Below are 20,220 nucleotides of genomic sequence, written 5' to 3' on the forward strand. Positions count from 1 at the left end.
TATTAATTAAATGCCTAATGCTTGTCCGCCACCAATCTGAATGGTTTCAGCCGTGATAAACGACGCATCTTTGCTGGCTAAGAATGAAACTACAGATGCTACTTCTTCGGGCTGTCCCAGTCGTCCCAACAAAATATTGTTCTTCCACGAAGCAAAAACTTCCGGTTTTGTCTCTTTAATCTGGGCATGGAAAGGTGTGTCAATCGTACCAGGAGATACGGCATTAACACGGATTTCATACTCGGCTAAATCCTTCGCTAGAGCACGTGTAATGGCATGAACACCGGCTTTTGATGTACCATAAATACCGGCACCTGGTCCACCTGCATTCCAACCAGCATTTGATGTATAGTTGATGATAGAAGCATTCTCACCCTTCTTAAGGAATGGGATAGCTGCGCGAGACGCGTAGAATACTGAATCAAGGTTCAAAGCCATAACGAAGCGGTAAAACTCAGTTGTCATCTCTTCGAAACGCTGACGGCCACCAAGACCACCGGCGTTGTTTACCAACACATCAATACGACCGTATTTTTCACCGATGGCTGTGATATTTTTCGTTACTGCTTCTTCGTTAGTTACATCAAAACCAACATACTCAGCCGTAATCCCTTCTGCAGATAATTCTTTCACTTTTTCAGCTCCAGCCGCGTCTTCAATACCATTTAGCACAACGGTAAATCCATCTTTACCCAAACGTTTAGCCACTTCAAAACCAATTCCGCCTGTTGCACCTGTTACGATTGCTACCTTATTATTTGAACTCATTGTTTTTCGTTTTTATAGTTTTATCTTTCGTTTTTTATATGCCATGATAGTGGGCGCTTAACGGGCCTTCGAGCGCCTCTATCATTTTTTATTTTTCTTCTACAGACTTAATTTCTTTTGCGAAATAATAGATGGCGCCAACACCAAGTGGCACAAACACAGCTATCATCACAAATATTGGGGTGTATGAAATCTCCGAGATAATCGGTACCAGGAAGTTCATTACAATAACAGAGAACACACCAACTGTGCCTCCCAATCCGGCTAATGAACCTACTGATTTACCACTAAATAAATCACTTGGAATAGTTTGCACATTACTGATAGCAAACTGGAATCCAAATAACACCAAGGCTACAATTCCAACAAACTTTTCCGGTGTATCAGCAAATAGAATCGTTACAACCAATCCCAAGAACATAAGCGCGGCTCCAATAATAATGGTTGTTTTGCGTGCACGGTTAACCGAGTGGCCTTTCGACATAAGCTTGCCAGAATACCAACCACCGGCAATACTTCCTATGGCTGCTCCTACATAAGGCACCCAGGCAAAAAATCCGATTTGCTTCACATCAAAGCCATAAACGTCGGCTAAATAAAGCGGCATCCAGCCAACAAACAGCCACCAGATGGGTTCCAGAAAGAAGCGTCCGATTAACACCGACCATGATTCCTTATAGCGTAAAATCTGAGCAATACTTTTACCCTTTGCAGATGTATCCTGATCGGCCTTATGCTGTCCTGATTTAATGTAATCACGCTCCAAGTCAGTCATCCAGGGATGTTTATCAACACCTTGCCGATTAATGATTAACCATGGAATTAACCAGATTAAACCAAATGAACCAACAAACATAAAGGTCACTTTCCAGCCAAATGCTGCCCATAGAATGGCAATCAAGGGCGGTGCCACAACAGAACCTACAGATGCTCCGGCATTAAAAATGCCCTGTGCAATCGCTCTTTCTTTAATGGGGAACCATTCGGCATTACTTTTTGCCGCTCCGGGCCAGTTACCTGCTTCACCCAAACCAAGTGTAACACGTAGAAAGCTGAATGACAGAATACCACGAGCCATTGAGTGAAAGAAGGAGGACAAGCCCCAAACAATAATCACCACCACATAGCCCATCCGTGTTCCAATCTTATCAAACAATTTACCCGACACCGACTGACCAACAGCATAAGCTACCATAAACACGTTCAGAATCAAGGCATAATCATTCTTTGTCATACCTAAATCTTCAGCAATGCTTGGCCACATAATAGCCAGTGCGCTTCTATCGATATAGTTGATAATGGTGGCTAATCCAATTAGTCCAATAATCCACCACCGTAGTCCTTTTAACTTCATAGTATTAATTTTAGAAGTGAGAGGTGAGAGGTGAGAAATGAGCATCCACTCACCTCTCACCTCTCATCTCTATTTTTTCTTTATTTTTTGTCTCCAAAATATGAAACGCCATCGCCACTGAGGAAATCCTCGCGTACCGGGCTAAACACATCGATAAGAATACCAGGCTCTAAACAAAGGGCGCCGTGCACTAAATTTGGTTCGATGTAAACACCATCCCCCGCTTCAACTATCTGCTTGTCACCGTCGATGGTAAACTCAAACTTACCCGAAGCCACGTAAGTAGCCTGTGTATGAAAATGGTCATGTGGCGTGCCTTCTGCCCCTTTTTCAAACTTCACCTGCACCATCATTATCTGGTTGTCCCAGCCCAGAAACTTACGTGATACACCACCACCTAAATCTTCCCATTCCATCTTTTGAGTCAGTATAAACTTTTCGCTAAATCGTTTCATAATTCTCTGTTTTAATATTTTACGGTTGTTTTATTTAAATAATTGGCACACACCAGTCCAGTTGTACTCCTGTCCATTGGCCATTAACTGATGCGATGCTGATTGGTCATTACTATTATTGCAGATGGCGAACACCACCTTACTCTCATTGGCAAATGCCAGCTGAACAAGTGTGTATTCGCTATTATTAATTAAAGTCTTAATTTCAGCAACATGCCCTTTTAAGCCACTGACCAGCTCGGTAACCGGATGCTTATTCCCATGTGCTTCAATGGCTGAAGCAAATAGGGTGCTGGCTGTTTTATCTCTTTCAAAAATGACGGCTGGTTCATTGCGCAGGCTGAATTCCGGATCGCCTGCACCAATGCGTGTCAATAGCAGTTTATCATTGGTTTGTGCTTCGGTGGTCAATGTATAAAAGCGATCCTCATTTAACCACACAAAACGATTCGTTCCTTCAGTCATTAAACCTTCTGCAGTTTGCCAGAGATGCTGGTAACCATCGTTTTTTCCCATTGCTTGCAAAGCTGTTGTTTCGGCCTTGTAGTCCACATTGGTATGCATCATCTGCCCCTTGTAATAATAAGGCAAATGATACTTGTGTTGCGCTTCAGATTCAACACGGTATAAATCCAGGATAATTGCATCTTCCGATACCTCCGGAAGGTTCAGTAAAGCAATAGTGCGATGCATGTTCACGCCTTCGTAAGCCTTATTTTCCTTGGCACTCATCACCTTCACATCCTCTTTTGATGCATCAAACACCCAAGGTTCTGAATGGTGTGATGAAGCAGTCTTCACGTTTCCTTCCGACTGTGAGTCTTTATCAACCACTAAGGTGTTATGTGCAATGGTCTGACGCGCCCAGGTTTTATTCTCCGGCAAATAACGTCCTCCGTGCTTATATTCCACATTAACATAGCGGGCTGCACCGTAATCTTGCAAAATCTCTTTGCCCTGGTCGTAAAAAGAAATGGTTAAACGGTCGAAATGCCCGTGCCCCATCCCTTGCGAGGCGTATTTCATGGTCACCGTCTGGCTGTTTTTGCCAGAATTGGAACGCAAAACGCCAAAAGCTCCCTGCTTACCCTCCGGTCCATCTCTAAACTCTTTCGACTCCCATTTAAACAGCCTGGCTTCACCATTGGCAATGGCGCGAGCTACTTTTAAACCTGCCTCGCAGATAATCACTTCACCTTGCTGCCGGGCGATGCTTAACAGTTCCTTTTGCGATTCATCCAAGCCATAGACAAAATCAACCGCATGCACCAATGACGTTGACATATACGACATGCTTTTCAGCGCATCATTAATGGGGAAAAATTGCCCGTTGGTATTAGTTAGCTGCAAAGTTGTTAAAGCCGCCTTTTGTAATATATTATCACGATACTCAAAAATCTTCATCTCCGGACGGTTGTTATCAATGGCCTGTGCAAACAACAAATAGGGCAACATGGCATAACGCTGATAATAGGGTCCTTCGGTATAATAGCCATCGGGCGAGAACAATTGCGTTAGCTGTACCAGAAAACCCGCACCAACCTCTTCTTTTGGGCCTGTTTCAACGCCATTGAAAGCGCGATTGACCAATTCCTCATTATCAATGGCAAAACCTGTCATGCCTACAGCTGCTGCCGCCCATACTCCGTGATTGTGCACGCGATTGAATACTTTTGGATTCTCAACCGATAAAAAATCAGCATATGGCACTAATAGCTCATTTTCAATCAATTCTTTTTGCTCCGCAGTTAATATCCCAGCGATGCAATCGTAAGCCTGACTCACATATACTAACCAAACTGCCTCGTTTAGTTGCTGCCAGAACAAACGACCTGGTGCATACGATGCTTTGACCGGATGCACCTCTAATGTTGGATACAATTCGGCATATGCCAATAACATATCGCGCACATAATTGGCAAAACGAGCTTCGCCAGTCACTTGCCACAACACGCCAGCCCCATACATATTCATGTAGTTCTGCTTATGTCGCAGATGCGTGTAGCCGCCAGCCGGATCTTTGGGTATTGGCACCTCTATACCATTCATCATTTCCAATTCAACATTCTTCTGCAAACCGTCAATCGACTGTTTCAACAATGGCAGATGTGCCTGCTCGGCACGAATGGCTTTTACTGCTTCACCCGTTAAAATGACATTGGGATAATGGGTACTATCCGGCTCGCTGTCACAAGCAACGAACCAAATAGCAACCATTACAATCCAGATATTTTTGATAATCTTATTCATAATTTTTTTGTGCCAAAATAATAAGCTGGTAGCCACTAGAAGCTAGCTGCCAGTTTCGTATCATAGTTGCTTTAAACTCTTCTTCTTTCCATCAATCGTCACATTATCAACCTCAAACTCTTTATTATTAAAAACGATGGTTGACATTTCAAAATCACAATTCGTAATCTTTGTGATAGGCTCCCCGTTCGTTAAATGAAGATTCAGCGGTTTAGAATTAACAAACCTGGTATTGCTGATGTAGCACACCTGAACACCATGTACCATCATAGAGCCGTTTTCCTTATTGCGTTTGCCATTGCCTACATTGATCAATTGGCATTCATTCACTTTCAAGGTTGGACCAAATGTACTTTCATCTGTTCCGCCCCGATACAAGTCCAGTACCGTACCTTCAATATGTTTAAAAACAGAGTTCTCTAAAATCACATACTCGGCATTGAAAATACCACGGTCATCCGTCTCTTCATCTAATCGAAGTACATGACCTGTCAGGTTATCAAAGTGACAGTTTTTAATTAATACCGTATCAGCATGCGTACTTTTGTATGAGCGCAGGAAGTCGAAGAATTTATTCACATCCAGGTCCTTCACATCACAATCCTCCACCATCAGCTTGTAGTTGCAGTTCATGGAGTAGTGGCTGGTGCTCACAATGCAGTTCCCTGTTAAGTCGGGCGACATCTCGCCATTGATTTCCACACCCTTCAATTGCAGCGAACCGCCGTTCTGAATAGTAAACATCTCCTGTTTACTTGATAAAAGTCTTGGTTTGTCGATTCCTTTGGCAGCTACAATTGAAATTGGATGTGAAATTTCAAATTTCTTTTCCATGGCATAATCGCCCGCTTCTGAAAGCACCAGTACATCGCCACTGGCTGACTGGTTGTAGGCTTCCAGAAGTGTATTTAATCCGGGCTTCACCTCTATTGACTTCCCTGTCCCAAAATCTTTATTTCGTAATTGTTTTGAATACCAGTTAACACCCGTATTTTCAGCATTGGCAGCAGCCGCTTTTATGGAACTTCCAGCACCATTTACTGCGCCAGTGATTTCATAAATACCGTTTTCATTTTTAGTGGCCGTTATTTCTGTTTTAGTCACATTTAGCTGCTCCGCATTAATGTTTTCAGCTACAAAATTATTTTTGAATTCAATGCCGCTGATATCGTCATAAATAGTAAATATATCATCGCGCCCCTGGTGAAGGAAGACGTTGTTTTCGATTAGTGAGTTAATTGGAATAGCCGACCTTTCGTCGTCGCTACCGGCGCATAGTTGAATATGGTCGCAATTCACAAAGGTATTGTTGGTAAACACACCACCATCTACCTGGTGGTAACGGTTAATAGCCGAGTTTGGCACGCCGTTCATAATCACCAAAGCACCACGAAAACGGTAACCGGTGAGATCGGCAAAGTAGTTGTTGATGGCTTTGTTGCGCTTATTGATGATGCGAATGCCACCGGTGTGTTCTTTTCCGTTGCCGAAGAATACGTTTCCCTCGGCCACGTTATCATTTCCATGTCGATAGGTTAGCGTTCCCCGACATTCCATAAAGGTATTGTTCAAAAACTGGTTGCCACACGATTTGTTAGAGATGATTTCGTGCTCACCATCGCAATATTCGAAATAGTTGTTTTCTACTGTTGTGCCACAGGTTGAGAGAGAGTAGTGAGAAGTACCTAAACGCAAGGTTTCACCGCCATTGGCACCTAAATTCTGGCGATAACCAAAGTAGTTATGATCGATGCGATGGTTATTTTCGCGACATAATTCGTCCACCATGCGAACCGTCATGGTAACGCCAATGTTACGCTTATCTACCAGGTAACAATGGTCAACACGGTTGTTTTTGCCATAAATAGCAACCCAGGTGTTTGATTCAAAGCGCTCAGGACCATTGTAGTTGTCGACTACACATTCGGTAACGCGACAATTATTGGCATAAACACCCTTTTTCTTTTTAAACGAGATAACCTCTGAGGTAGGTGAATAGCCATTTTTAAACACCAGGCCTTCCACGATCAAATGTTCGCCGCTGATAGTGATGCGCGATTGACCTTCCAGGGTCACAGCTCCTTTTTTCTCAACTGTCAACTTAATTGGCTGTTCGGCCGTGCCGTTGGCATCAAATTTCAACTCAGCATCTTGCCAAACACCCGCCGCCAACACAATCACATCGCCTGGCTGTGCCTGTTGAACTGCGGCATGAAATTCATCGACATTAGAAACTTTACACCCATTACTATTACTACAACCTGCAAGAATAGCAAGGCAAAAAATCGATACAAAAAGAGTTTTTATTATTTGCATTGTGTCGCGTTTGTTTATAAAAGATTATTAGCTTGTTAGGTGAATAGCAGAATAAAAAGAGGCCTGCAAGATATTGCAACTAAACCTTTATGAACGCAGGCCTCTTACTCCTCCAAGAAAATCTAAAAAGCAATAATTACCGGCAGTCGACACATCTATTTAAGCCGACTGCCAGCCAGTCAAATCGTATTAGTATCCGGGATTTTGGGTTAAATCCGGATTTAAGTTTCTCTCGCGCTGAGGAATGGGCAACAATAATTTTGTTGCGTTGAAGTTAAAGTCGGCTTCTTCTGTTTGAGAAAAAGCTTCCATTACTTCTTCGGCCACACCAAAGCGAATCAAATCATACAAGCGGTGGTTTTCAAAAGCCAACTCCACCCGACGCTCGTCCAGTAGCATTTGCTTGGTAACCTCGGTGATACCTGATACATCATAACCAGCCCGTTCGCGCACTTCTTTAAAAGCTGACAATGCACCAGCATCATTGGTTGATGAATTGGTTCCCATCACTGCTTCCACGTACATCAACAGCACATCGGCATAGCGCAATACAATCCAGTCGTTACCGGCAAACTCAGAGTTCGCTGCAGTCAACGGACGGAATTTACCGCACTCATAACGGCCCGATGAACCAGCGCCAATTTCAAAGTGAAACAAAGTATTGAAACGACCATCAGCCGGATCCACAGCCGCCAATAAGTCTTCTGTTGGATAGTTTAAGCCACTGGCCTTGCCCAGGTAAGTCATTTCATAGGAGAAATCCTGTGCATCTTCCACGTCATCATCGATATACTGGATAGCAAAAATGATTTCGTCGTTTAACTCATCATAAAATACATCGTTATAATTATCGATGATGTCGTAATCGCCACTGGTCATAACGGCTTCCAACTGAATTTTGGCAGCTGAATGGTCACCAATCGTCAGGTACACTTTACCTAATAATGTATGAGCTGCTCCTTTGGTGGCACGCCCTTCAGCAATATCACTACGCGTTGGCAATATATCAATGGCATCGCTTAAGTCCTGAATAATAAAGTTATACACCTCACTCTTGGCCACACGCACATTCGCGGCGTTATCTTCAGGACTCACTACTTTATCAATCAAAGGCACATCGCCAAAGGCACGAACCAGATTGAAATGTGCCAATGCCCGCCCGAATTTGGCTTCCGCTTCAAATTGAGCTTTGGTGGCTTCCTCAGCAACGGCTCCCAGATTGGCAATTACCACATTGGCTCTGAAAATATTGTTGTAATTCACCAACCAGTAATTTGAAACTGTACTGTTCGAAACATCCACATTCATATCCTGAAACTGGGCCCATTCGCCTTCGCTGTTTTTCGACTTGGTATTGTCGGAACGCATTTCTGTTAAAGCAAACTCACGTGGCAGAATGTCGGTTTTAAAAATATCATTGGACAAATCATAGCTCTGCATGCCGTCGTACATGGCCATCAGCCCTGCTTCCACTTCGGCAGTATTTTTATAAAAACCATTACTAGCTATCTGACTAATAGGCTCTGTGTTCAGGTAATCGTCGCACGACACTAAACCTAATGCCACTAAAACGATTAAACTATATAATTTCATCTTTTTCATTTTCTAAGCATTACAGATTAAAAATCAAGATTAACACCAAATGTGATGGTTTTAGCAATTGGTGCAGCACCGCGCTGATAACCGCCCATTAACGGATTACTATCATCGGTTACACCTTCCGGGTTGAAGCTCGTGTAATCATCAGCCATCAGGTAAATTAAGTTTTGTCCCGACACATATAAACGTGCTTTTGACAAGCCCACTTTTGAAATCCAGCTTTTTGGCAGCGCGTATCCAAGGTTAATGGTACGTAAGGTCACATATGAAGCATCCTGCACAAACTTATCGGTATAGATGCGTTCAACCACTTTATCAGCATCAGGGAAATCGGATGTGTAATCCATGTTACCGGCAAACTGATTGTTGATGTACTGCGGATCCATGTTGCGCACTTTACCACCATGAGCCCCCTGGAATGTAAATGAAAAATCGATGTTTTTTACTTTGAAATTATTAGTAACACCCCAAACCACAGTTGGATAAGGCGAACCCAAGATAGCACGATCATCCTCATCAATGAACCCATCACCATTCAAGTCTTTCACATACACATCCTGACTTTCGGCATTAATCGGATAGTTTGGATTCTTGATATATTCCTGCGGGATGTCCTTTTCGTAGACATAACCATAGTATGATGAAATAGGATACCCCACTAAAGCAATGTATTCGGCCGGCCGCTTCGAGTCAATATAATTGATTTCTCCACTGGCATCGGCATAATCCACCAATTCGTTTTCATTTAAAGTAAGGTTGGCACTTGCATCCCATTTAATCAGTGAATTATTGAGGATTAAACCATCAACGGCTAATTCAACGCCTCGGTTACGCACCTCGCCAATGTTGACAGTGGCCGATTCGAAACCGGTGACACCCGGCATTGGCTGCTCCAAAAGCAAATCAACACTGTTACGTTCATATACATCAACATTGAAGTTTAATCGATTATTCCATAAGCCCAGGCTAACAGCCAGGTTAATTTCCTCACTCTGCTCCCAACCTAAATTGGGGTTGGCAATATTCATCGGGTTGAACCCTGTTACCTTGCTGCCATCAATAACGGCTGTTGTAGGCTGTAGGTTTGAAAGGTACTGGTATAAGTTAATACCATTTTTATTACCGGTTAATCCATAACTGGCCGACAACTTTAAGTTTGAAATTAACTCGCTGCTTTTTAAGAAATCTTCCTCAGAAACGCGCCATCCAAATGAACCCGCCGGGAAGAAACCATATCGTGTGTCTTCACCAAAACGAGATGAACCATCCCAACGTGCACTAAACGATGCCAGGTATTTACCTTTATAAGCATAGTTCATACGGCTGATAATAGAATGAAGCGTTTCACTGGTTTCAAAGGTCTCGGCCTGCGATTTAACAGATGCCGCGTTAATGGTTTTAATGTAGTCAAACTCATAACCGGTTCCCTGCATATCCGAATATTTGTTTTCCCACTTTTCAAATGCGAAACCTCCCACAGCGCTCACTTCATGGTCACCAAACGTGCGGTTGTACGAGAAAATATTCTCATTAACCGTTTTCTTATAAATGTCCACATCGTTGGCCGAGTACATGGCAGAAGCCCCGTTACGGTGAGCCTCTGACCCCTGGAATTCTACATCTTGCTTAACACGGTAGTTGAGTGCTAACGATGTTTTAAAATTTAAGCCTTTGGCCAGCTTAAATTTCAGGTATGAGTTGGTTGATAAACGGAAGTCATACACACGCTCATCGCGCTCCACCACTTTGGCATATGGGTTGGCATTGGAGGTGGTACTGATGTCCACATCACTGCCGTCACCATAAAAATCGTAATTATCGAAATGACGCTCAAACGTATAATCGCCAACCTGCACATCAGGATACTTATTACGGTCAACATACTGTATGGTGTGCTCATCGTGGCGAATTGGCAACCATGGCGACTGACGTACTGCATCGTGAATACCAATCGGGAAATCGCGCTTTTCTGAATAAGTCGGAGCAATACGCGTACCAACCGTTAACCAGTCATTTACTTTAGCATCCACTTTGGCCAACAGGTTTACTTTCTGGAATTCATCTGTCAACAACACCCCTTCGTCATCCAGGTAACCACCCGATATATAATATTTTACGTTCTCATTACCTCCTCGTGCACTTAATGAATAGTTCTGCACCATTCCACCGTCAAACATCACATCTCGCCAATCGGTTTCAGTCCCTAACTCATTAATGTATTTCATGCGGTCAGTTAACTCGCCGCCATTGTTGGCTTTCACTACCTCATTCCATTCCGACACCGTGGCGAAGGTATCTTCGAATTTAGGTGTGTAACGAATACCGGCATATGAATTCACCGAAAATACGGTCTTACCTTCTTTACCCGACTTGGTTGTAATCATTATGACACCATTACCACCACGAGAACCATAGATGGCTGCTGAAGCAGCATCTTTCAACACTTCAATGGACTCAACATCGTTCATGTTCACTTCTGAGAAGTCGGCTACGACACCATCAACAACGATAAGCGGACTGGCATCAGCAGAAATAGAACCAACGCCACGCACACGAATAGTTGGCTCACTACCTGCTGTTCCATCCGTGGTTTGGATGGATACTCCTGAAACCTTACCAACTAAAGCCTCACTGGCTTGAGATACAGCAATCTGGTCTAATCCTTCGTTTTTAACTTTGGCAATCGCCCCGGTCAGGTGACTTTTCTTTTGCACACCATAACCAACTACTACCACTTCATCTAAATCTGCCGCATCAGTTTTTATAACGGCATTTATTGTGGTTTGTGAACCAACAGCTATCTCGAGGTTAGAGTAGCCGATAAATGAAAATATTAACACACTGTTTTCATCAGCTACAGTAAGGCTGTACTCACCGTTAACATCGGTGATAGTACCATTAGAGGTACCTTTTTCTATAATGTTGGCGCCAATAATTGGCAAGCCATCAGCTGCATCGGTGACCTTACCTGTTACGGCTACCTGAGCCAGCAACTGGGTACAAAAACCCGCAACCATTATTATTGACAATAGGATTTTCCTTTTCATCGTTAGATTTTTTTCATCGATAAAGGGCGCACTTTCAACACATTACAAGTTACGATTCTTATCGACTATTAGAAAAAATAGATTTTTTATTAGCTTTGCATAAACACAATACGGGCTCTAAACAACCTTTAATTTCCACGTTATTAGGCTGAACACGAGCATCTTCCAAGAAATTGTATTGGTGTTAATAGTGCGTGCAAGCGCACTATTTTTTTTATCCAGAGTCTGATAGCATTGTTATCTTTTTTATAGTTTGGATTTACTGAAATTAAGTACATCTTTTAAATGCGCTGACATATTAAGATCGGCTGCGGCTGCATCCTGATTTTTAATCGCTTCCATAATCATGTGATGCTCTTTAATGGTTTTCTCAAATTTAGAATCATCACAAACATTTTCCCGTCGATAAATACTCAGGATATCGGGCAGAATAATTAACATCATTGTTTTAATAACCGAATTATGGCCCGCTTCGGCTATTTTTAAATGAAATGTAAAATCTTCATTTTCAGCAGGAACTCCTTGCTTAACTTTTTTCTCATATGCTTCTAAGGCATAATTTAGCTTTTCAAGATCTTCATTGGTACGACGCATGGCAGCCTGCTGCACCGAAAATTTCTCCATCATTACCCTCGTTTCCACCAATGAAAAGAAATCAGGCTTCTCAATTTTCATAACGTTTGAGAGCAAACCTTCCATGGCTGAAATATCTACCCCATTAATCACCACCCCACTCTGAGGGAGTGTATTGAGGATACCCAAAAATTCTAATTTTTTGATGGCATCGCGTATGTAAGTTCTTCCAACACCCAATTTTTCGGATAGCTTTCGTTCAGACGGTAATTTATCACCCGGCTTTAAATACCCGGCTACAATCAACCCTCTTATCTGTCGAATTATCTTATCAACTGGTGTTTCTACTTCTATTGCTTTGAAATTTTCTAGTAATTCCATTGTTTGTTCTTTTTAAAATCTGCCGTTCCAATAACTGGTCAACCAAATCTACTCAAAATCCATTGCTCACACAACCAGTTTATACAATAGAATTTAGGTGATTTATTAACTTTACTGAATCGGTGATATATCAATCGTACATATACGCACCGTTACGTCACCATAAGTAGCATGAAACGTTATAAAACCACTGTCGTCGCTTGTAAAGTCAAATGAACGAGCAGTATATGTATTGCTATTAACCTCTTCTGCCAGGTTGGCATCAATTAGTTTAGCACCAGTTGTTCCTTCGCCTGCATAAATGGCAAGTGGAGCTGAATAACCTTCAATACCCTTATCGTCGATAGCTGCATAAAAGGAAACTCGGTACATCTGATTAGGGAATACTTTCACAGTTTGATACAAGTATTGTGTGTCTTTACCATATTTGGCACCTGTTCCTGAAATTGGAGTGGGCGAACCACTACCTGAGTAAGTGCTTGATCCATCGATGCTCCAAAGGCCTCTGTCGCCATCGAATAGTGGATTCTGGAAAGCCGCTCCTTCCGTTTCAACTTCTTCAATATAGGTATTGGTGGTAGAGCCTGCAGTTGCTACACAACTAACGGTGTATTTACCTTCGAATGCATATTCATGCACGGGATTTTCTTCAGTACTGGTGTTACCATCACCAAAATCCCACAACCATGAGCTGGCATTTACATCATTATTATTAAATGTTACGGTTCCCCAGGTAACATCTGTGACATTAAAACTTAAGTACGGAATGCTTACCTCAACCGCTTGCTCTGAAACCAAACCATTATTGTCTTCAGCTGTAAGTGTAATGGTGTAAACACCATCCGAAGCATAGGTGTGTGTTCCCGGAGCCTCTTCTGTGCTTGTAGCACCATCGCCAAAGTCCCAGCTAAATTTTGTTGCTGATGTTGTTGCATTCGCAATCTCAACATCATAAACACTGGCTTCTACACTAAACTGTGCATCGGGCGAGTTGTTTTCTTTGTACAAATAAGTTACATCATCACCGCAGGCCGAAAATAAGCCTGCCATTGCTCCGGCCATCAGAAGCAGTGTTGAACGTTGTAACCATTTTCTTGTGTTTTTTTTCATAACTCTAGATTTATTATTATTGATTCAAAATGGTTTAAAGTGTTACTAATTAAAGTTGGCAGTTAGCAATTTGTGCGACTGAATATATCTGCCACTCGACTGAAACACGGCCAGGTACAGCCCCATGCCATTCGCCAAAAAACTTATTTCATTTTGTAAAAGCCCTTGCTTAAGCAGCTTGCCATTCATATCGCTAATCAGATATGACACAGGCAAATACTGGTGATTATTAATCCGAAACCAATACCGTCCTTTTACTCGCTGCACATCGACCATATCATCTACTTGCTCAAAAGCCGCAATACCGGTTTCTTCTTCTGATTCTGAAGAATATGGCCCAACCTCATCCTGGCTTAATGGCTGCCAGCCTGCATAAATATTGCCATTATCGCAGCCGATTGTTTTACTGGCAGAACGCTCTTCCTGCTCAATATCAAGTGTAACGCATTCATACTGCCCGCTGGCATTATTCAATAGCGGGCTTACTGAAGCGGGACGCCACATATTGGCCTGATACTCTAGCAATGGATCCTGATAGTTAACACCTGAACTGACAGGTTCATCGTTTGCGTTTGCATTCACAACATTTCCTTCCCATAGCATATCAACCGGCTCATCTTCCAGAGTTATGTTAGCATCGCCCGTTGTCTTATCCATCACATTATTGGCTATAATGCAATCTATTGGTGCTAAAGTTTTTTCATCATCTTTACCAGCTCCAATAGCTAATGGCATTTTACAGTTAACGATGGTATTAAACGCCACAACGGCATTTTTCACTCGGAAATATCGGTTCAATGGCGAATTAGGCACGCCATTCATTAAACAAATCACTGAACGGTAGTCATCTCCTTGTAGATTCTCAAAATAGTTATTGTATACTTTATGACGTTCACCAATAATCCGTACACCACCAGATGATTTATCCCCACCTATAAAGTAATTACCATACACCTCACAATCGTTCCCATGACGAAGTGTTAAACAGCCATCATTATTGCGGAAAGTATTGTATCGATAGGTATTAAAACATGATTTATTGGAAATGATCTCGATTTCACCGTCGCACGCTTCAAAAAGGTTATATTCCACTACAGCGCGTGACTCTTTCATACTGTTTGTGCTGGTTCCTATGCGAATGGTTTCACCTCCGTTGTATCCCAATGCCGGACGGGCACCAAAGTAATTGTGGTCGATTTGTGTATAATTCGGCTCATCAGTAATCCAAACCACTAAAGTAGTTCCGGAATGTGCTTTACCCTCGAAATGGCAGTGATCAACGCGATTATATCCACCATAAACCGACACCCATTTATAATCTGTATCTTTATCCGAGGGATTATAATTGATAATTGTTGTATTGGTCAACCGGCAATTATTAGATAATTCCGATGAACTTTTTCGAAATTCGATGACTGCATCGTCCTCTCTGTAGCCATTTTCGAAACGCAGCCCATCAACGATAAGATACTCGCCAAAAATAACCAACTGAGAAGCACCGGTAAGAAGCGTTTGCCCTTTTATATCTGTAGTAAGTACAATAGGACTTGCCTTGGTGCCTTGACCTGTAAAAAGTAATTCCTCGTTTTGCCACGTTCCGGCCGAAAGTTTGACGGTATCACCAGGTAATAATTGAGAAGTTATATTATTTAATTCAGACGCCGAGTTAACCAGGTAGTTGGTGGCACCTGCATTAATAAAAAAGAAAAATCCCACCACTAGCAACCATACATGCGTGCTAGCTAAGCAAGTTGTCAATCTCCAAGGATTAACCATTTTCATTTCAGTAATTCTATTCATAAAACTTAGGCTCTTAACAATCCAATGGTTGATTAAAGGGTAAATTTGGAGCTCCAAATTACTGCCTCACCATCTAATTGGTCGACCAATTTAAACAACATCCTTTTAATGTGCAAATTTCAACATCTATTTTTTAAGTTCTTAAAGTCACATAAAGTTCTAATAACATGCCTAAATCCTACACTATGATTGAAATCCAGTTTCTTATTTAGAATGAATTTTAATTTTCCACAAAACTGGTCTACCAATTAATGCATTTCCTTGATAAGTCGAGCTAATATTAGCTGTCTTTCTTATTTTTCTTATCGTCTCCGCATTACGATAAACATTAAAAACAGTATCCAGCGACCGGATACCTCCATATTAATATTGTTGATTGCTTAAGGTATCTTAATTGAAGGTCACTATCTATAAAGCTTTTATTTTCAGGGATCAAATAGAAACAAAAGGAAACTGTTATCACGAACAACACTTGAAATAAATAGTTTCTTGAACTTTAGCCCGCTCATCCATTTTTAAAAGTACCTCATTGTATACTTCTGACACATATCAGTTGAAGCTCAAAACACGCCATGTAGGTTTGCTCATAATTCTCAGTCAGTATATAGGCATTATAGACATGGAGCTTGTGTACCACTTGTTCAGGTTGATGCATATTTTGTCAAGTATTTCTTAATTAATATAGTACGACGCTGCTTGGTGTATTTTCTTTTTGCAATGATTAAGGTAGTACGTAATTTTCTGCTCTTATTCATTTCAGTCCCACCGGGCAAGTCCTCCCGTTTTTAGGTACCTAAAAACACATCTTGCATCCACTTCGTAAGAGATATTTCAAAACCTCCTTTTCTTTATCTGATAGTGCATATATTGGGGCCTTTTTACATGCGTAAGCCACCCATATTTAAAAGGTCATGGTTTGGCAAAAGGAAGCGGAATAAAAGGCCTCGTGCGACGGGAAGAGAAATCAATTCAAAGAGATTTTGAGCGGACAGAGCAAAGGGCTTGTAATTTTGCGGCACGCAATAATACCAAGCTTTCTGCTGTCGGGTCTGTGCGATGGGAAAGAAAATGTCTTTGATTGATTTTGGCGCGTTTATGCCGAACTCTTTTGCGTCAAACCACGACCGGTCACACCTTTGCTGAAGCATGTATAAAAAGGCATGGCTTTTAAATAATTCTTTGAGTTTCATACGGGTAGTTTATGAGTGTTATTTCTGCCTCATTAAATTCCTACACACTAATTACTAAACAATTAGTAAAACAGTCAAAATCAATTCAGATAGTATGATTTTCTTAATTTGAACGTCATTTTTCAAAAAACTATCGTAGTAAGATGAAGATTATCGTCTATAAAAAAGAGGGTAAAAAACTATCAAGTTTCATTCTACCTCCCGTTTCTCCCTCCTCCTTCAAAAATTAATAACCCTTTCTTCTCCCGCAAGGGTAAATGAACGCCATCCAAACATGTCGCCCTTGAAGTGAGCGAAAGTGCTATTTTAAATTCTTTCGGAGGAGCGATACACTATACGGCAGAAACAATATAAAGAGACAATTACAACATGGCATTCGCCCTGTTGATTTTCTTCTGTGAGGGAGCTCTGTCTATTGGCAGATGAATAGAAAATGCTCTTAAAAATTCTCTTGTAAAAGATGGTCAACTTCTGACTCTAAAACAGGAAGGTACTTATTTACAGTTACCCAAATGATATCTGCAGATACTCTATCATATCCATGAATGGTTCTGTTTCTCGTATCTATAATCTTTCTTGAATCTGAAATCGGAAATTCAGGCTCAACTTTTTAAAATTCGATTTAATGCTTCTCCAATAAGCTCAAGGTTGCAATCTACCGCTTTTCTTGTTTTTAAACAATTCTCAAATTCAAGGTAGTCACGCTTTTCAGGTAGAAATCAAAAATTTCATCAACAGAACGCTTAATATCCTCCAACTAAGTTAATATTTCAGGCCTCATAAATTTTAATTTTTTGAGCTTTCAATATTACTCTTCAAACGTGAGTTCCGAATGTCATTCTCCTCAAGCAAGTCGATTGGCTTTCGAATCAGCTCTTGCAACTTAAAGTCAAAGTAGTTTTCTGCGTAATCTAGCAGATCATTGGAATTAATATCGATAACCTAATCAATGTCACTATCAGCAATAAACTGGTCTATCAATACGGAATCAAAAGCATATAAGGTCTTAACCTTATGTTCCCGACACAAGCTACTGATCTCGTTTATATACTTATCCAAATACATGCTTTTCTTTTTCCCAAACATACAAAATCTGGTATTTTCACCTTGGTCGGGAATAAACTATTTGTTAGAGGATCTATTTTGAATTTGAAACTTTTATCTATGAGCTATTTAAGTTAACTTTGTTTGTAGTCAATTATATCAAAAGTGACCATTTGACGACCACTTTATTTTGACAGCCATAACTTACTGAAAATATAAGCGTTGCGGGCATACCAAAAGTCCCGCCTCGGGTACCACACTGGATTCATCCAGTACCAAAAGCGCTTAAACGAATGTTTTAAGCGCTTTTTTTATTTTCACTAGCTTCGAAAAAAGATATTCCAATAACAGCTGTTGACGACAATTTCCTTAACCAATTTGACATGCATTTGAAGGCCGTATATGGCGTCCACCAGAATACAGCCTGCAATGACCACAAACACCTCAAAAGAGTGATGAATTTAGCTGTTTCCATGAGGTACATTCAGAAGAGCCCATACTATCAGTTTAAAACAAAATTAGAACACGCCAGCAATGTAAGTAGCATCAACAAGTCTGGAGCAAAACGCCAGTATATTTACTAACTCTTATGAATAACAGCAACAACTCTCCTACGCTTAAAACGAACCACCACTCCCCCACTCATTCAAATACATAGATGCCGACAGACAATACTCAACGAAATATTTCATTCATCATAAATATAAAATCATTCATCAAATACTGGAGGTAATTAAACAAACTATTCCACATCTAATGTTAACTAATTATTTAAGAAAGCTATTTTTATGACAAATGTTGCGAAGTAAACCGCCGGCTGGTCATCAACCTGGCAAGATTGGCGTCACGCTTTGGAAGAGGAGGCCGGCGGAGCTTGCAATATAGGATTAAAAATAGTTTAAACATGAGTTACAACGAAGATTTTAACGCATGGAAAGAACCCATTGAAGCAGTGCCCAATAAAGCGGTTAAACTGCCCAACCAACCTGTAGATGAATTTGTCGCAGGTGCCGAAACCCTGGCTGTGGAAGCCACCAAAGACAAAGAAGCCCTTGTGGCTGCAGGTCTTACCGAAAGCAGCATTGACGAATTAACCCCATTGGCAGGAGCCTTACGACACTGCCAGGCCGAGTGGATGAGTGAATACCGTGCCCGCCAGGAAGCACAGAAAGAATGGCTGGCAGTTGCGCCGGCGGCTTTTGACGAGCGCGACGAACTCTTGCATCATTTTAAATTTGCCTACCGCAACCATGCCGATGTGCTAGCCAAGGTAATGCGCATTAACGAAGGTAACGGACGGATTGATATGATACAAGACCTGTTAGAGCTGGCTGTATTAGGCGAGAAAAATCCTGCTCCACTGACTGAGATTAAAATTGAGGCCACACGCCTGCAAGAGGCACGCACTCTTTCGCATCACCTATCGGAACTACTGGCCCAGGCCAATGGCTCGGCTGACGAAAGCAGCCGCACCAAACTGATGCGCGATAAAGCCTATACCCTCTTATTGGAACGGGTGAGCAAAGTGCGGGAATACGGACGTTATGTTTTCTGGAAAAATGAAGACAGACGTGAAAAGTACTACAACAACTATAAGGGTTAATACAGTTATTGATTGTATTTAGCGCCAAACCCTTTATTTTATTAGCCCCGAGGCCTTCAACACAAGTCCATCGGGGCATTTTATATGCCAACCGGCCAAATAACCCGTCCAAAGGGACGATTCCTTATCTCCATCGGCTCAATATACTGCACAACAGGCTGGCTTTAGCATCCCATTGCCCCGGTTTTTATCTTCAAGAGGCTCAATAAGCCAAATAACAGGCCTGATTAGGCCGCCCATTGGCCAAATATCGGCCTCAAGAGGCCGGATAAACTGCTCCCGAGGGAAGGCAAACCGCCCAAGAGGGGATAAACCCCAATCAAGCGGGTGAATAAGCACTCCACCCATTCTCACTACTCACCACTCTTCTGCCCCCAAAAACACCCAAAACCAGTAACCCCAGAACCCTAAACCCCAAACCCACAACTCTACCTTCTGCCTCTCACTTTTCACTCTTCACTCTTCACTCTAATCTATACTCTTCTGCCTCACCACTGGCTACTGACTTCTCACTTCTCACTTCTCACTTCTCACTATCCACTTTTAACTAAAACTCTTCTGCCTTCTGCCTCACTACTGACCCCTGACTACTAACTACTGGCTAATAACTACTAACCACCAACTACCTCCCACTCATCAACTCCACCCCATCTTTTATCAACATAAGTATGTGCATCCCAAAATAAATTCTAATTTAGCAGGCACTAATCGGAAAAACTGCCCCCCTGAC

General features: G+C 41.7%; 12 protein-coding genes and 2 pseudogenes. 2 read left to right on the forward strand and 12 right to left on the reverse strand.

The window, feature by feature from the left end; genetic code table 11:
- Window positions 1–6: 6 nt before the first annotated feature.
- From KDU71_RS16740 to KDU71_RS23430, 12 genes and pseudogenes are all read right to left on the reverse strand, one after another.
- Window positions 7–768, reverse strand: coding sequence for an SDR family NAD(P)-dependent oxidoreductase (locus tag KDU71_RS16740; protein WP_212192244.1), 762 nt, complete (start codon window positions 766–768; stop codon window positions 7–9).
- 88 nt (window positions 769–856) lie between these two features.
- Window positions 857–2,122 carry an MFS transporter gene (locus tag KDU71_RS16745; RefSeq protein ID WP_212192245.1) on the reverse strand — a complete coding sequence of 422 codons (1,266 nt, stop codon included), beginning with the start codon at window positions 2,120–2,122 and terminating at the stop codon, window positions 857–859.
- Window positions 2,123–2,202: 80 nt separating this feature from the next.
- A complete protein-coding gene (locus KDU71_RS16750; RefSeq protein WP_212192246.1) occupies window positions 2,203–2,577 on the reverse strand; it encodes a cupin domain-containing protein in 375 nt (124 codons plus the stop codon).
- 30 nt (window positions 2,578–2,607) lie between these two features.
- A complete protein-coding gene (locus KDU71_RS16755) occupies window positions 2,608–4,827 on the reverse strand; it encodes an alginate lyase family protein (RefSeq protein ID WP_212192247.1) in 2,220 nt (739 codons plus the stop codon).
- Window positions 4,828–4,887: 60 nt separating this feature from the next.
- Window positions 4,888–7,143, reverse strand: coding sequence for a polysaccharide lyase 6 family protein (locus KDU71_RS16760; RefSeq protein ID WP_212192248.1), 2,256 nt, complete (start codon window positions 7,141–7,143; stop codon window positions 4,888–4,890).
- A gap of 189 nt (window positions 7,144–7,332) precedes the next feature.
- Window positions 7,333–8,736 (reverse strand): RagB/SusD family nutrient uptake outer membrane protein, encoded by a 1,404-nt coding sequence (locus KDU71_RS16765; RefSeq protein WP_212192249.1) that lies wholly within the window; start codon window positions 8,734–8,736, stop codon window positions 7,333–7,335.
- 26 nt (window positions 8,737–8,762) lie between these two features.
- Entirely contained in the window at window positions 8,763–11,789 is a 3,027-nt protein-coding gene (locus KDU71_RS16770; RefSeq protein WP_212192250.1) for a SusC/RagA family TonB-linked outer membrane protein, read from the reverse strand.
- Between the two features lie 246 nt (window positions 11,790–12,035).
- Window positions 12,036–12,743 (reverse strand): FadR/GntR family transcriptional regulator, encoded by a 708-nt coding sequence (locus KDU71_RS16775; RefSeq protein ID WP_212192251.1) that lies wholly within the window; start codon window positions 12,741–12,743, stop codon window positions 12,036–12,038.
- Window positions 12,744–12,854: 111 nt separating this feature from the next.
- Window positions 12,855–13,853 (reverse strand): PKD domain-containing protein, encoded by a 999-nt coding sequence (locus KDU71_RS23220; protein ID WP_212192252.1) that lies wholly within the window; start codon window positions 13,851–13,853, stop codon window positions 12,855–12,857.
- A gap of 45 nt (window positions 13,854–13,898) precedes the next feature.
- Window positions 13,899–15,653: a polysaccharide lyase 6 family protein gene (locus KDU71_RS16785; protein WP_212192253.1), complete on the reverse strand. Its 1,755-nt coding sequence runs from the start codon at window positions 15,651–15,653 to the stop codon at window positions 13,899–13,901.
- 878 nt (window positions 15,654–16,531) lie between these two features.
- Window positions 16,532–16,843 carry a hypothetical protein gene (locus tag KDU71_RS16790; RefSeq protein ID WP_212192254.1) on the reverse strand — a complete coding sequence of 104 codons (312 nt, stop codon included), beginning with the start codon at window positions 16,841–16,843 and terminating at the stop codon, window positions 16,532–16,534.
- Between the two features lie 439 nt (window positions 16,844–17,282).
- Window positions 17,283–17,435, reverse strand: a pseudogene (locus tag KDU71_RS23430) (HepT-like ribonuclease domain-containing protein); the annotation flags it as partial.
- 781 nt (window positions 17,436–18,216) lie between these two features.
- Between KDU71_RS23430 and KDU71_RS23435 the strand changes: the two are divergent.
- Window positions 18,217–18,471, forward strand: a pseudogene (locus KDU71_RS23435) (phage integrase SAM-like domain-containing protein); the annotation flags it as partial.
- 320 nt (window positions 18,472–18,791) lie between these two features.
- Complete coding sequence (locus tag KDU71_RS16805) at window positions 18,792–19,490, forward strand: hypothetical protein (RefSeq protein WP_212192255.1); 699 nt, start codon at window positions 18,792–18,794, stop codon at window positions 19,488–19,490.
- Window positions 19,491–20,220: the final 730 nt, after the last annotated feature.

It is taken from the genome of Carboxylicivirga sediminis, assembly GCF_018156225.1.
In the GTDB taxonomy this organism is placed as follows: domain Bacteria; phylum Bacteroidota; class Bacteroidia; order Bacteroidales; family Marinilabiliaceae; genus Carboxylicivirga; species Carboxylicivirga sediminis.